We start from the raw sequence: 14,469 nt of genomic DNA, 5'->3' as shown, positions 1-14,469 counted from the left end.
CACTTACTCTCTCTCCCTTCGATAAAGAAAACTTGGCAAAGCCAAGCTATGGCGCAGGCTGAGCTTTAGTTGCTCATACTTTCTTCAAGTATCAAAAGAGACAGGGCACCAATAAGATGCCCTTTCCCATATTTCTAACGGTTTTGTACCTTTTCCCATTCGCTATCCATCTTCTTGAGGAATTTTTCTTTGTCCTTCTTGATTAGGAACTCCTGGATCAGGTTCGCAGCCTGCATACCAGATGGATAATAATGATCGGGGAAGCTAGTAAGTTGTCCTTCTTCAAAGTTGCCCTTGATCCCCTCGAATACAGGGTCTTCTTGGTAAACTCCTTCTAAAGCAGAAAATGCTTTTTGATCATCGATGTATTTTTGCGCACGTTCATCATCCATCATATATTCAATGAACTTCATGACATCCTCATTCTCAGAAGCCTCTTCTGAAACAGATAACAAGACGTCTACTCCAGATACCAGCTTGTTTTCAGAAGGTTCATTCGTGACAGGCATCGCAAATACGCCAAGATTTATATCTGGATTGACTTTTTTGATTTCAGGAATCGCCCAATTCCCCTGGAGATAATATAGGCTCTCCCCGTTCGCAAACGCTTTGTTGCCATCTGCGTATCCATAATCGAAGTTCTTTCCATGTCCATATTCCAAAAGGTTTAACATTTTATCTGCTACAGGGGCATAATCTTCTTGGAAACTGGCTTCACCAGCATTCTTTTTCTCAGCAAAATCTTCACCTGCAACATTTGCTGCTATTGAATTCCATGGGATCATTCCTGTCCATGAGTCTTTAAGAGTAAAGTAGATTGGCGTTACGTCGTTATCTTTTGCAACTTCCAACGTCTTGATGAATTCGTCCCATGTTTCAGGAACTTCAAGACCAAGTTCATTCATAAGGTCTTTATTATAAATGACGGCGTTGGCATTTGTGGCGTATGGAAGTCCGAATGTGCCTTTCTTCTCTTCACCAACTAAATCACCAACCATTTTAGTGTAGGCTGGTTGAATCTGCTTCTCAAGATCCGTACCGGAAAAATCATGCAATACACCTGCTCGAGCAAGTTCTCCATATGTTGCATTCCCCCCTATGGACATGATTTCCGGAAGGTCATTCTTCGTCATTCTAGTCTTTAAAACTGTTTCTGCTTCTGGCGGTGCACTTAATTTAATATCAATTTCAGGGTTTTCCTTTTCAAAATCCTTGATGATTTCTTTGTAGATTTCAGTACTTTCCGATTTATTCGAGAAAACCTCGATCGCATCGGAATCTCCTGAACTACAACCACCAATGACCAATACACTCGCCAATCCAATCAAGCCGGTTTTCAACCATTTTTTTGCTGTGTTAAACATTTCCATTCTCCCTTCTGGATTTACGTAAACGTTTACGTAAAGACTAAAAAATTATTGTTGTTTTTTAACACTTTCTCTTTCAATCAGCTGATGCCTCATAATACGACTTTGAACCTGATGTGTATGATTCCTTAACATTTCAAAAATCATTTCTGATGCATTTGCCCCCATTTCGACAAAAGGTTGAGCAATGGTTGTTAACGGGGGGATCACCATTTCTGAAGTGGTTAAATTATCATAACCGATTATAGATAGATCATCTGGTACCTTCTTCCCCATATGATGGAGAGAAGACATGGCTCCAATCGCTATTTCGTCACTTGCTGCTACGATTCCCGTAATTTCAGGTGATTGTTGAAGTAGCTTCAGCGCTCCCTCTTTACCATCCTGAAAAGTAAAACCGTTTTGAAAAATAACATTGTTGGAACTATCGGAGAGTGAAGATTCAGATAAAGCATCTTGAAAGCCTTGAATCCTGGGTGCTCCAGCTATCGGATCTTTTTTGTTCCCACTGATCATGCCGATTTTTGTATGTCCATTTTCAATCAAATACTTTGTCGCAGTATAAGATGCGTTGCGATCATCTACTTTTACATATGGAACCTGATGCTTATAAGACATCGTTGAAATCAATACTAGCGGGATGTTCATGGTTTTTATTTTTTCGTAATATTCATCCCTCAGGGTTTCACTTACAAAAATCAGTCCGTCTACCCTCTTTTCATGTAAAAGCTGCAAATACTTATTAGTCCGAATTCCATCAGATGCAGTGTGACATACAATGACACTCGATCCATAATGATGGGCTACCTCTTCGATACCCTGGAGGATTTCTGAAGAAAGCATACTCGAGACATTGGGGAACAAAACGCCGATTGTCTGGGTATTCCTGCTAATTAAACTTCGTGCTACTGCGTTAGGTTTATATGAAAGTTCCTCAATGACTTTCATAACTGTTTCTCTGGTTTGTTCTGAATATCCAGTTTGATTGTTCAGTATCCTTGATACAGTAGCTGTAGATACGTTTGCTTTTCTCGCGACATCTTTAATGGTTACCATTTACTATTCCTTCCTTAGGTAAACGTTTACGTTAACCATAATCCTAGCACTTTGTTAAAACGCTTTCAATAGTACTTTTTATTTAATCGCTTTTACGTGTTTGTTCAATCCCTATCAAAGCCCTAAAATCATCCGTTTTACCATTCTCTTTTCCAATATTTTATTCCAATGAATATGTCATCTATTGGATGGCAATTCGATTACGCTCTCGATCGTTATTCCGCTTAAGGCTTGGGTAGCCAATTGATCGGCCTCTCGGTTTTCTTTCCTGGAAATAAGCTCGTATTCCGAATCAATGCCCAACTTCTTAAGTTTTTCTTCAACACGATCAGCCCATTTTGATAATTCTCCTTCTACGCATGCCCATTCCCCCTTCAACTGATTGATGATAACTTGTGAATCACCAATGAATTTCACAGGCAGATGATGGACTTCCAGCAGCTCTAATTCTTTCAGGCTCAGGTGAAGCGCAGCGTATTCGGCTTCATTATTCGTTTCCAGTTGTTCGACCGACGCATTCTTCCTTAGACGATATGATTTTCCATTCTGTTCATAATAAATGACACAGCCTAACCCTGAATGTCTGGTTTCTAGATCAAACCCTCCATCAAAATATACCGACACGTTGTGGGGTTCCGTTTCAATCCCTTTTAAGAACTCCTTTAATTCCTTCATAGTCCATGTATTTTCACTACGATCGATGAATTTCAGATTTTTGGATCGTCCTGTTTTTTCCAGATCTTCAGCAATCAATATCGCCTGATCTGCTTGCAACTCTTCGGAACTAAATGTTGTCTTTTTTCCTTTTGGTGTTTTATATGTAAATTCGATTCGGATTTCCATGCTTTACCACCTCTGACTCGTATTTCAATGAAGGTGTTTTTATATTGCTCTTTCCTTCTATAACCATACAAGTTCCTGAATTTTAGTCCGTACATAAAGTGTATAAAAAAATGATGAGGGTGTTTTTATGCTTCATTTCCATACGCTTTGCCAGCAATATGGGCAGGTCCTGAAAGGGGAACCTAAAATTGATAACGGAGTTTGCTCTGTGGAGATAGACCGCAATTTGAATGTAACCATACAAGGTCGTCCGAGTCGCAGTGAATTACATGCTGAACTGATGTTTGAATCACTGGATCATGTAGGAAATGCCCTTAACCTTGGAGAAACTGTACTACTTGAAGAAGAAATCCCTGCCTTTGTAAATATTCTTGTTAGAAATGGAATCATCATAAGTGCATTGCATAACCATTGGTTATACACAAAACCAACGATTCTTTATCTCCACTTCCAATCTGTAGAACCTCCATTGTCTTTTGCCAGAAAAGTCGCGGAAGCCTTCAGGGTTTTACAGTGAACCTATCAAAACCTCCAAGCTTTGTTCGGACTACTTTTCAATCTGGCATTATTATATTATGAAGATAGGGAAAGAGTACAAACACTCTCTCCCTAAAACCACAAAATCTATTCAACTGGGATCCGGTAATTTGAAATTTGAACTTCCTTCACTTTTTTAGGAATCTCTAAAATCATATCATCGTCCAATTGGCGGTGACGATCCAACCCATTCGCTTGAGCAAGCTTTTCAGGTGGAAGATGATATTTCTCTGCAATGGAAGTTAATTTTTCTCCTTTTCTCGCTTTATGTGATGTTCGGATTTTCTCAAGACGACATACAGAATTCTTATATACTGGTTGATGGGATACAGGATCTACCACATCTACTGTAAGGTCATTCGGTACTTCTTCACCCACCCAGTCACCAAAATGAAAGGGTATGAAAACCGTTCCCTTTCTTACGGATTTATTGAGTCTCGCTGGTAATTGGATTGCCCCTCGAGGAGACACCACTTCTACAAATTCGCCATTTACTATCTTTAAATTGGATGCATCATCTTCATGGATATCAAGATAAGCTTCGCTAGCTGCTTCGTCTAAGTAAGAAGAACGAGCAGTTTTTGTTCTTGTAGCCAATGCCATACGAGCCTCCCAGTATTCAACCAGAACGGATATTTCTTTTTAGGATGCTCAGAAGGACGGAAATAAGGTGTAGCATAGAAGATTGCCTTCCCCGGTTCACTTTTATCTAAATATTCTTTACGTGAAAGTGGTCTCCCCGTTACAATATCCTTCCCATAGCTTTGGACATCGTCCACCCCTGTCCGGAAATTGAAATCCTCATATAATCGCGGAGATCCTTCAGGTCTTTTATCATTGGCGGGCCATTGCATCCCATTTCGGAATTCAAGTTTCTTGTAACTCATATGTGTCATGTCACTAGGCCTTCCCTCTGATACCACTTTCCATTCTTCAAACGCTTCTTCAGGGGACTCATATTGAATCAATGGATTACTATCTTTATCTTTGAATTCCATCCGTTTTGAAAATTCCAGTAAGATTTCAAAATCGGTTTTTACTCCTTTGGGAGGGTCAACCGCTTTTCTGAGGAGATTGATCGTTCGATCCGCATTTTCCATCGTCCCTTCTTTCTCTCCCCACATTGCTGGAGGGAGAATGACATCTGCAGCTTCCCTTGCTGTCTCCGTCATGAATGGGTCTTGGACTACTACAAAGGTTTTTTCGAGTGCCTTTTTTGCACGTTGCCTATTCGGCAACGAAACCAATGGATTGGTATGGATGTTCCAGAAGAAACCGATTTTACCGTCTTCCATCAACTCAATTTGTTTGAGGATCCCTTTTTCTGGCCCTACTTCTAATGTTTCCTCATCAATGTTCCATAGGGTGGCGATTTCTTTTAAGTGTTTTGGGTTATTAGGATTCCGGTTCCCAGGATACGTACCCACTCCTCCAACTGTACGATTTCCAGAGGAACTTGGCTGCCCGGCCATATGTAATGGGCCGCTTCCTGGTCTGCCTATCATTCCTCTCATCAAATGGAGGTTGTTGATGGCTACGCAGGTTGATGTTGCATCTGCAGATTGATATGCCCCTTGCAATGTCGTACTGACAAGGCTCGAGGTCTTGCCCAATCGCTCCACAGCCCTTTCAAGTTTCTCCACAGCTATCCCAGTGTGTTCAGAAGTTTTTGAGAGAGTCCACTCATTTACATTCTCCTTCATCTTATCGAAGTTAACGGTATGGTTTTCTATAAAAGAAGAATCAATATACTCCCTCGTTATCATCTCACTTAATAATCCGTTTAATAAAGCAAGGTTTGTCCCTGGAATTAAAGGTAAGAGAAGGTCTGCTGATTGGGCAGTCAAGGTCTCCCTTGGATCAACTACAATGATATACGGCTTTCCGGTACGCATCTTTCTCTCGATTACCCTTTCAAAAAGCACTGTTCCTGTTTCAGCTGGGTTATGTCCAAAAAACATGACGGTTTCGGCAGTGTCAAGGTCCTCGAATCCTGCCGGAACACCATCTGTTCCAAAGGATTGGATCAAACAATACTCTGTTGTAGCCGTACACAACCTAGTATTAGCATCCATTAAATGAGTTCCTAGCCCAGCCCTGCCAATTTTAGCAATGGTATAATAATCTTCAAGCATTCCTTGCCCGGTACTATAGATGGCGAACCCATCACCACCTAATTCTCTCAAGACCTCTTTTGCTTTTCCTATGATCTTTTCCATAGCCTCTTTCCATGAAGCTGGCTGAAGGCGGCCATCATTGTCACGTATAAATGGTGTTAATAACCGATCGTCATGATTATTAGGTATCCATTGATCTTTTGCTTTAGGATCCAATCTTCCAAGATTGATGGGGTGGTCTTTCTTTCCCCGGATCCCTACGATCCGATTATCATTGACGGCAATTTCACATCCACATCCAATTGAGCACAAATTACAGGTACTATGCACCCAACGCTCTACAATTTCTCCATCAGCTACATGTTTATCGAGTTTTCGTCTACCCCAATCCTCCACTGTCTTCCCTCCTTAACACGAATCTCTATAAAGTGCAGGAACCACATATTTAACATGCTCTTCTCCAAGGACCCTTACCAAACCAGGAATTGCCTGCGTTAGCTTCTGTTTTATTTCCACAGCTTTTTCAGTGATATCTTCTACTTTTTCTTTACCTTCAGACTCAATCCATTTCGTTTGCCTTTTCCATGCCCCTAAATGCAAGTTTCCTACTTCATCACCATAATAGATGACATGGACATCTTTACCTAACTGTTCTGTTTCAATTTCATTGTCCTCAAGCTTTTTCACCACTCTTATCAGGTGCTCCTTTTGTTCCTCCAATATATATCGGTAACGTTTTTCGAGTGTATTATCATTCACCACAAGTGTTCTGTTCAATGAATCTACTAGATTAAGGGCCTCTGAGAGAAAGTTATAAGCCTCCTTTATTTCTTGAGATACTGTGTCGGGGTTCGTCAAAACGATATCTCCTCTCATAATGTAATGGGATCATATCCGTTTCTACAAAATCCTTACTTTTCTTTATCCTTGTTTTGATGAAAATAAACCCTCTTACTAGTGAGGTATCCTAAAAAAAAAGACCGCATCTCTTTCAGAGATACGATCTTTCGTCATTTTACCAACCTTTCAGTTTTACTTCAAAGACCCCACGGCCGAATGTAGCTGCATAGAGAACACCAGAAGGTTCATGGTATTTCAAGTCCGTAACTGGTACGACAGGAATCCCTGTTCCTAGACTGTACCATTTCTTCCCACCATTTGGTGATACGAATACACCAACATCACTGGCCGCATAGAGGACATTCCTCTTTTTGGGATGAACGACAAGATCATTCAACGGTACACCTGGAAGATTTCCACTTATATCGCCCCAACTTTTACCGCCGTCCTTACTTTTTAAAACATGTGATGCATTATCTCCAGATCGGAAACCAGAAAATGTTGCATAAACGATTTTTTCATCCTTAGGATCAACTGCTAAGCGTGTAACCCAACGGTCCGGTAATTTAGGATCCTTGATCTCCTCCCAGTTCTCACCTAGATCTTTTGTCGTCCATACTCTGCCATCATCTGTTCCAGCATATAAAACGTTTGTATCCGATTTGGATACTGCAATCGTTGTGATCGTTCCGAATGGATATTGGTCCTGACTTTCAGCATCTGAAAGACTAGGACTGATCGCTTCCCATGTCTTCCCGCCATCTGTAGAACGATTGACAATATTTCCTCCGTAATACATGACAGAAGGATTGTTCGGATCAAATACGACTGGCGTCATCCAGTTCCTTCGCTCCGATACGGTCTTATCCGTAAAGTAGGACATTGTTTCCCCGCCGTCTTCGGATCTTGCACAATTTCCATATTGGTAACAAGCGTAAACAATCTGCTGATCTTCATAATTGATCAGGTTGACTAGACCATCACCATAGTAGTAATTATTCCATCCATCTGCTGATTCACCCCATGAACGGATAGAGCCGTTATCCTGGGTTCCACCGGAGAGCCGGGAGCGATCCACATGACTTACATCAAGCGTATAAAATTGTGTAAAAGGTTCATATTCTGCTTTTATCCATTCGGATGATACAGCCCCATTATCCTCTGACCGGTATACTCCTCCATCGTTCCCAAGATAAACACGCCCTGGTGATTTTGGATCCCATGCCATGGCATGCTGATCTGCATGGATACTGCCCCTGGATCGGTTCCAGGTTTCACCGCCATCTGTTGACTCCATCAGTTGTACTCCTGAGACAAAAATGTGTTCACCGTCATTCGGATCTACATAATTACGTCCAAACCACCAGCCGAATGAAGATTGGGAATTTGCAAGTAAATCATTACGCGGCTGTTTTTCCCACGACTTTCCTCTATCATTTGATACATAAAATCCTTCAAAATAGCCATCTGTCTTAATGACAGTTACATAAATCTTTTCAGTATCAGTGGAAGATATAGCAAGGCCGATCCGCCCCACCTCTTCTCCTGATGGTAGGCCATCTTTCAACTGAGTCCATGTAGCCCCGCCATCGTCAGAACGATAGATACCTGATCCTTCACCACCGTATTTCCGTTCATTCGGATATCGGATACGATCCCACATAGCAACATATATCTGTTCCGGATTGCCGGGATTAATGGCTATATCCACTGCACCTGTTGTTTTATTTGTGCCTTCAAGTGAAAGCTCCCACGTCTTACCTCCATCTTCAGTTACATATAAACCACGTTCTCCCCCATCATGGAATAAAGGACCTGATGCGGCTACCCAGATTTTATCGGAATCAGTTGGATCAACAATGATTCGTCCGATTGCATTGCTATCCTTCAAACCAATATACTCCCAATCTTCTCCTCCATTCGTAGATTTATAGACTCCAGTACCTCCATACACAATACTTCCTCCACCAGGATTAGCTTCACCGGTACCTACATAAAGGGTTCCATCAGGGGTAATTCCGATTGCACCTATTGATTGTACAAGATCGTCTTCCCATGCGGATTTGAAGGTCTTTCCAGCGTCTGTACTTTTCCATACTCCTCCTGAAGCTGCCGCTATGTAAATTGTATCTTCGTTGTTTGGATCGACTGCCAGGTCCACCACCCTACCCCCGATATTACTTGGTGCGTTGAATTCCCATTTCTGATCCAAAGCCCCAGGAGCCTCTTTTGCAGTTGTGCCACGTATTTGCTTTGTTTGCTCAAATGCTTTATGGAATGCATTTCGAGGGATATCTTCCTCTTCGAAGCCCTTTTGAGTCATAAACCAATCATCACGTTTTCCAGGTCCTTTTTCTGCAAAATCTGCTTCGACCCTTTCATCTATTGGTCCTTGTGCTTCTTCTGTTCCGTTTGTTACCTCTACATTCGAGGTTTGTTCTGATGTTTGGAAGAAAATGAGCGAAGCTACGAGGAACAAAGCAACTAAAACACTCAAGAATAAATAGATTTTCTTTTTCGCCAATACACTCATCCTTTCTTTTTATAAAAGAGGTGATGCAAAAAAACTTTAGTGTTTCTTGATGTGTATGACTCTTGGACTAGTTACTCTTATACCTCCTCCCAGTCATTTTAGTTTCAAGATACAAGGATTCTAATGAGTTAAGAAAATAATGTCAATCTAATTGGAATTTTTTGATATTTTGTTCCTATTTCACTCGGTGCAGCTATTTCAGAAGAACTATTTAGAGACCCGAAATAATTCAGCCTAAATGACCTTCTATATCCTGGTAGTTTCTTATCAAGCAGCGAAAAGACCCCATCCTCAAGGAATGTGAAGGGCATAGCCCAATAAGTAAGGTGGGGATGAATCACCGTCGGACGAGGGATGGATCTTACCATCTCAATTGTCCGACTCATGATTTGTATTTTTTTAGTCTCGCCCCTTTTTCATTTTAAAATGAAATGAATCTAGCTTTTTCTTATACAGTCACACGTGTCGATCATCGAAGCAGAGGTGAAGGGATGAGGACTTTAGATGAAGAAAATTAAACCACAGTTATGTACTTACAACAAACTTATAAAACAGTTGTCCTATGTAGGTTATCGTGTCATTTGTACTGTCAATTGCTTACTAAATGTTTGAACCAAACAAAATGCCCTGTGTAAAATCACAGGGCATTTCTCATGTTATAGGTTATCACCACGAAACGGGTACCCTTTAATTTAATCAGAAGGTATTTGTTATGGGGTAAAGATTTAAATCTTGGAGAAACCACAGCTTGTCCAGGTTAGAATAAAAAGGAATTTTTTCGAACTGGCATAATTTGTCCTCGGATTTCGCCAGCGGGGTTTTGCTCGGTATGAACATTTACATATGTGCGTCCATCACACATAAGGCTGATCAAGTCATCCACATCTCTAACTCCGACATCATTGCTTTCAATGTCGTCATTGGTTATGATACCTGTGACAACCCCTTTATCGGTGCTGATGCCATCCTGGTCTTCAAGTGTGGCAAGGTCTGCCCCGAATAAGAAAGCCAGTACAGGACCGTTCTGCCCAGGAGCACCAAAATGGATATGAGCTTGTACTAAATTCTCTATATCCTCCACTTTTAAAATAAACCTAATCTGTTCCAGTCGTCTATTCGCATCGAATTTTGCGTTACCGAAAGCATCCGTGATGACTGGAGGAACTTCGTTTTCACCTGCCAATACAGCAATGAATTTGCTCAATATATCACCTCCTCAATAAAGCTATTTTATTGTATTCTGAGTAATAGTTTCGTGTATAGATAGAAGTCCCTATCTAGATAGGGATGGGTGAGGTGAATTTCATTGAAAAGAGGAGATTTAATAGGTGAATCTTCCTAAAAGTATTTATATAAGCAAAAAAAAGCATGCAGCCTATACCTGGCCACATGCCGATCATATTCATTCCTTTGTAGAATCCCTCAGTTGTATTCTGTGCGGGAGGATGACTTTCCGGTCTTCCACATTTTCATTGTTCATGAATTTAGTCAACAATCTCATCGCCACAGCCCCGATATCGTACATCGGCTGGACGACCGTGGTAAGTGTCGGACGTACCATTGAAGCAAGACGCGTATTATCGAAACCGATCACTTCAATGTCCTTGGGGATATTCAACCCGTTATCTTGTGCACCATGAATGACTCCCAGGGCCATTTCATCAGTACCGACAAAGACTGCATCCGGTTTGTCATCTAAATTGATGAACTTATCAACTGCTTCCAATCCAGAGTCATACGTATAATCCCCAACGTATACATAGTCTTCATTGATTTCAAATCCTGCTTCTTCAAGAGCTCCTCGATATCCGGAAAATTTGTATTGTCCATTGATCGGGTCTTCAAGCGGGCCAGAAACCATCGCGACTTTTTCATTACCTCTTTCAATCAGCAACTTGATTGCATCATTTACCGCCTCTTGATAATTGATATTAACAGTAGGAATCTCTTCATCTGAGGAAACTGTTGCTGCTAAAACGATCGGAACAGGGGAACGCTTGAATTCCTCAACATGCTCATCCGTGATATTACCGCCCATAAAGACGATTCCATCAACCTGCTTGCCTAATAAAGTGTTGAGAAGATGGATTTCTTTTTCTTTGTTTTGGTCTGAGTTACAAAGAATAATATTGTAATTGTACATTGTAGCGATGTCTTCGATCCCTCGTGCCAGTTCTGCAAAGAAAATGCTTGAAATATCTGGGATGATGACACCAACTGTCGTCGTTTTTTTACTGGCTAATCCACGTGCTACAGCATTCGGACGGTACCCAAGCCTTTCGATTGCATCCAATACCTTTTTACGAGTTGCTGGTTTAACGTTTGGATTCCCGTTCACAACACGCGAAACGGTTGCCATCGATACTCCGGCTTCTCTTGCGACATCATAAATTGTAATATTACTGTTATTCATAACGGCCTCCTTTTGCACGTTATTGTGCCCAAACGAATTCTTATTCTTATTCTTCCTATAATTAAAATTTCTACTCTAATTCCTTATATTCTACAACATTCACTCGTGATTCAGTCAAATTAATTCCGGATTTGTTTCCTTAAGTATTCTTGCAAATTCATTGAATTGCTCGATATCCATTTGTTGTTCCGAATCGGACAATGCAACTGCAGGATCAGGGTGGACTTCTGCCATGATTCCATCTGCTCCAATTGCTAAAGCTGCTTTGGCTATTGGTAGAAGGATATCCCTTCTTCCAGTCGAATGGGTTACGTCAACGAACACAGGTAGGTGCGTTTCTTGTTTTAAAATTGGAACTGCAGAGATATCAAGTGTATTCCTCGTTGCTTTTTCGTATGTCCGGATACCTCGTTCACACAGAATGATATTGGAATTCCCTTTCGACATAATATACTCAGCTGCATTCATGAATTCGGAAATCGTTGCTGCTAACCCACGTTTCAACAGGACTGGCTTCGATGTCCTGCCAGCTTCTTTCAAGAGCTCGAAATTATGCATGTTTCTTGCCCCGATTTGGATGACATCAATGTATTCATGTGCTTCTTCAAGATCAGCAGGGTTCACAATTTCACTCACAACCGCTAAGTCATGCTTTCTAGCGACTTGATTCAATATCTTAAGTCCTTCCATTCCAAGCCCCTGGAAATCGTAAGGTGAGGTACGCGGCTTGAATGCACCACCTCGCAAAAGCTTAACTCCATGTTCCTTGACAGCCTCCGCTACTGCTTCAACTTGTTCATATGATTCTACAGCACAGGGACCGGCCACAATCCTCTGATGGCCATCGCCTATTCTTTCCCCTAGAACATCCACAATTGAGTTTTCAGGTTGATTCTGCCTTGAAACAAGCAGTGTTTGGCTATGATCATCCTCTTGAAGCTCCAGTCCTGCTTTGAAAAGTTGCTTGAAAATATGCTGGATTGTCGACGTCTCGAAAGGGCCTCGGTTATGTTCTGCGATTTTATTCAACATATACCTTTCTCGTACAGGATCGAAACGGTTGACACCCTGTTTCTTTTTTACGTAACCGATGTCCTGGACAAGTTCCGCACGTTTATTCAACAATTCTACTAACTGGAGATTGATATGGTCAATCTGATCTCGTAAAAGATCCAACTCTTGGTTGCTCATCATTTCACTTCCTACTACTTGAGAAATTACATTGGTATTAGTCCTTCTACTAGTTTAGTCCAAGGATCATTTGCAGTCTAGCAAGGAGTCCTTTAAGACACTAAATCTTCAAATTGTTAAACGTTTTTCTTTACGACGTCCCCTAATGAACTATAAGTGATATTCCAGTGTGAGTCATGATACCGCACTTGATTATCAGAAAATAGAAATATTTGGGGTGATTCATGTTTGATATTGAATTCTTCTGCAATACAGTTTGATAGTTCCCTTGATTCCTGGACGTTCAAATAGTAAATTGGTAAGTCAGCATGATCCTCTGCAAACTTCTCAGTTTCTTCATATGCTGTTTGGCTGATTGGACATGTCGTACTGTTTTTCAAGAAAAAGAAAGGCGTTGCTTGATCGATCTCTTTGAATTCATCCCACGAATTGATTTTTTTCATCATAGTACCTCACTTCCAATGTAAAAATGAAGTGCCTGGCTCCACCAGGCACTTTATTGTCAATTATTTATTTGTTGAACTTGGGTGCTTTTCTTCAAAGTTTGTTTCGATATCGTTCAACTGGCTGTTTGGCGTTTGCATTGCGTCTTCAATCGCATCAGCTTTACCTTCGTTGTATTCTTCTTCTAGATGATCCAATTCATTTTCTTTACTTCTCCATTTGTTGATATTGTCACGTGCAGATGTTGAAAATTCCCTTACTTTATTTGCAGCCTGGGATGTTTGACTGCTTACATTTTGAGCCAAAGTAGAAGATTTCTCTCGTGCAAGATTAGCTACTTCAGAACTTTTATCCTTTAGTTGATGCGCTTGATCATTCAGGTCAGTACGTAGCTCTTTACCTGACTTAGGTGCTAACAAAAGTGCAGTTGTCGCGCCAAGGATTCCACCGATCAATGAGCCGATGAGAAAGTCCTTCGTGTCAATTGACGATGATTGGTTTTGAGTATTTTTTTCTGTAGTTTGCATTTTAACATCCTCCTCTATTTTGGTTCAGTAGTTTTTTCAATCTTCCTATTCCTCAATTGCCATTTTTCCCAAATATCTAATGCAGCGTTACTCCACTGTACCACCTGAGAAACTGTATCTGATTTCCGTTCACCTTCCCGTGCAATGCGTGTGGACACATTTTTCACAGAATGACTAACGGTTGATAGGCTATCTCCAATCTCACGCACACCATGGAATACAGAGTTGAGAGATTCAGACTTATGCTGGATATCGTCGGCTAAACGGTTGGTTTTATGTAACAAATCCGTTGTTTCCCTCGATACTCCATCAAGTTGGTTTTCCAGTCCATCCAACGTCTTTGCAACATTCGTCAAAGTTAGTTGAAGAGATTTCAATGTTTTAGAAATAAAAACGACTAGTACTGTGAACGCTACTGCAATTAAAGCTACACTTAGATACAAGATTATTTCCATATCGCATACCACCTCCTGTTTAGTATTCCATTTCCCAATTCACGTATTCATTAAACTTAAACCTTTTTAATCAAATTCGCTGTCTTGATTCAACAATCCTCCTATCTTTTTTCTAAACTTAAAATAAAGTACAATAGTAGGTGGGA

The 14,469-nt window shown here is 40.8% G+C and carries 14 protein-coding genes; 1 reads left to right on the top strand and 13 read right to left on the bottom strand.

Features of this window, described 5'->3' with window-relative positions:
- Positions 1–134: 134 nt before the first annotated feature.
- The 3 genes from N8M93_RS07920 to N8M93_RS07910 all read right to left on the bottom strand — a co-directional run bounded on the left by N8M93_RS07920 (position 135) and on the right by N8M93_RS07910 (position 3,266).
- Positions 135–1,364 carry an ABC transporter substrate-binding protein gene (locus N8M93_RS07920; RefSeq protein WP_261130752.1) on the bottom strand — a complete coding sequence of 410 codons (1,230 nt, stop codon included), beginning with the start codon at positions 1,362–1,364 and terminating at the stop codon, positions 135–137.
- Positions 1,365–1,415: 51 nt separating this feature from the next.
- A complete protein-coding gene (locus tag N8M93_RS07915) occupies positions 1,416–2,423 on the bottom strand; it encodes a LacI family DNA-binding transcriptional regulator (protein WP_261130751.1) in 1,008 nt (335 codons plus the stop codon).
- 177 nt (positions 2,424–2,600) lie between these two features.
- Positions 2,601–3,266, bottom strand: a complete 666-nt coding sequence (locus tag N8M93_RS07910; RefSeq protein ID WP_261130750.1) for a reverse transcriptase-like protein — start codon at positions 3,264–3,266, stop codon at positions 2,601–2,603.
- Positions 3,267–3,393: 127 nt separating this feature from the next.
- Between N8M93_RS07910 and N8M93_RS07905 the strand changes: the two genes are divergently transcribed.
- Positions 3,394–3,783, top strand: coding sequence for a DUF1259 domain-containing protein (locus N8M93_RS07905; RefSeq protein WP_261130749.1), 390 nt, complete (start codon positions 3,394–3,396; stop codon positions 3,781–3,783).
- 107 nt (positions 3,784–3,890) lie between these two features.
- Here the strand turns inward: N8M93_RS07905 and N8M93_RS07900 are convergent, their stop codons facing one another.
- The 10 genes from N8M93_RS07900 to N8M93_RS07855 form a co-directional block, all read right to left on the bottom strand.
- Complete coding sequence (locus N8M93_RS07900; protein ID WP_261130747.1) at positions 3,891–4,406, bottom strand: molybdopterin dinucleotide binding domain-containing protein; 516 nt, start codon at positions 4,404–4,406, stop codon at positions 3,891–3,893.
- Positions 4,361–6,316, bottom strand: coding sequence for a molybdopterin-dependent oxidoreductase (locus N8M93_RS07895; protein ID WP_261130746.1), 1,956 nt, complete (start codon positions 6,314–6,316; stop codon positions 4,361–4,363). The genes N8M93_RS07900 and N8M93_RS07895 overlap by 46 nt, the downstream gene beginning before the upstream one ends.
- Before the next feature lie 12 nt (positions 6,317–6,328).
- Positions 6,329–6,778, bottom strand: coding sequence for a hypothetical protein (locus N8M93_RS07890; protein ID WP_261130745.1), 450 nt, complete (start codon positions 6,776–6,778; stop codon positions 6,329–6,331).
- 157 nt (positions 6,779–6,935) lie between these two features.
- Positions 6,936–9,284 carry a VPS10 domain-containing protein gene (locus N8M93_RS07885; RefSeq protein WP_261130744.1) on the bottom strand — a complete coding sequence of 783 codons (2,349 nt, stop codon included), beginning with the start codon at positions 9,282–9,284 and terminating at the stop codon, positions 6,936–6,938.
- Between the two features lie 766 nt (positions 9,285–10,050).
- Positions 10,051–10,497, bottom strand: a complete 447-nt coding sequence (locus tag N8M93_RS07880; RefSeq protein WP_261130743.1) for a CHRD domain-containing protein — start codon at positions 10,495–10,497, stop codon at positions 10,051–10,053.
- A gap of 198 nt (positions 10,498–10,695) precedes the next feature.
- Complete coding sequence (gene ccpA, locus N8M93_RS07875) at positions 10,696–11,706, bottom strand: catabolite control protein A (protein WP_261130742.1); 1,011 nt, start codon at positions 11,704–11,706, stop codon at positions 10,696–10,698.
- Positions 11,707–11,820: 114 nt separating this feature from the next.
- Positions 11,821–12,897, bottom strand: a complete 1,077-nt coding sequence (locus N8M93_RS07870; protein WP_261130741.1) for a bifunctional 3-deoxy-7-phosphoheptulonate synthase/chorismate mutase — start codon at positions 12,895–12,897, stop codon at positions 11,821–11,823.
- Positions 12,898–13,013: 116 nt separating this feature from the next.
- Complete coding sequence (gene ytxJ, locus N8M93_RS07865) at positions 13,014–13,340, bottom strand: bacillithiol system redox-active protein YtxJ (RefSeq protein ID WP_261130740.1); 327 nt, start codon at positions 13,338–13,340, stop codon at positions 13,014–13,016.
- Between the two features lie 63 nt (positions 13,341–13,403).
- The gene (locus tag N8M93_RS07860) at positions 13,404–13,868 is read right to left on the bottom strand and encodes a YtxH domain-containing protein (RefSeq protein ID WP_261130739.1); all 465 of its coding nucleotides are present in this window, start codon (positions 13,866–13,868) and stop codon (positions 13,404–13,406) included.
- Positions 13,869–13,882: 14 nt separating this feature from the next.
- Complete coding sequence (locus N8M93_RS07855) at positions 13,883–14,323, bottom strand: DUF948 domain-containing protein (protein ID WP_261130738.1); 441 nt, start codon at positions 14,321–14,323, stop codon at positions 13,883–13,885.
- Positions 14,324–14,469: the final 146 nt, after the last annotated feature.

Origin of the sequence: Bacillus sp. Marseille-Q3570 (assembly GCF_946151055.1) — a bacterium.
GTDB lineage: Bacteria > Bacillota > Bacilli > Bacillales > Fictibacillaceae > Pseudalkalibacillus.
The sequence above is the reverse complement of the archived record's forward strand: the minus strand, read 5'-3'. Positions and strand labels throughout refer to the sequence as shown.

Bases quoted from the DNA above. Each gene is read 5' to 3' on its own strand.
- N8M93_RS07920 (WP_261130752.1), bottom strand. From the start codon at position 1,364: ATGTTTAACACAGCAAAAAAATGGTTGAAAACCGGCTTGATTGGATTG.
- N8M93_RS07915 (WP_261130751.1), bottom strand. From the start codon at position 2,423: ATGGTAACCATTAAAGATGTCGCGAGAAAAGCAAACGTATCTACAGCT.
- N8M93_RS07910 (WP_261130750.1), bottom strand. From the start codon at position 3,266: ATGGAAATCCGAATCGAATTTACATATAAAACACCAAAAGGAAAAAAG.
- N8M93_RS07905 (WP_261130749.1), top strand. From the start codon at position 3,394: ATGCTTCATTTCCATACGCTTTGCCAGCAATATGGGCAGGTCCTGAAA.
- N8M93_RS07900 (WP_261130747.1), bottom strand. From the start codon at position 4,406: ATGGCATTGGCTACAAGAACAAAAACTGCTCGTTCTTCTTACTTAGAC.
- ccpA (WP_261130742.1), bottom strand. From the start codon at position 11,706: ATGAATAACAGTAATATTACAATTTATGATGTCGCAAGAGAAGCCGGA.
- N8M93_RS07870 (WP_261130741.1), bottom strand. From the start codon at position 12,897: ATGAGCAACCAAGAGTTGGATCTTTTACGAGATCAGATTGACCATATC.
- ytxJ (WP_261130740.1), bottom strand. From the start codon at position 13,340: ATGAAAAAAATCAATTCGTGGGATGAATTCAAAGAGATCGATCAAGCA.
- N8M93_RS07860 (WP_261130739.1), bottom strand. From the start codon at position 13,868: ATGCAAACTACAGAAAAAAATACTCAAAACCAATCATCGTCAATTGAC.
- N8M93_RS07855 (WP_261130738.1), bottom strand. From the start codon at position 14,323: ATGGAAATAATCTTGTATCTAAGTGTAGCTTTAATTGCAGTAGCGTTC.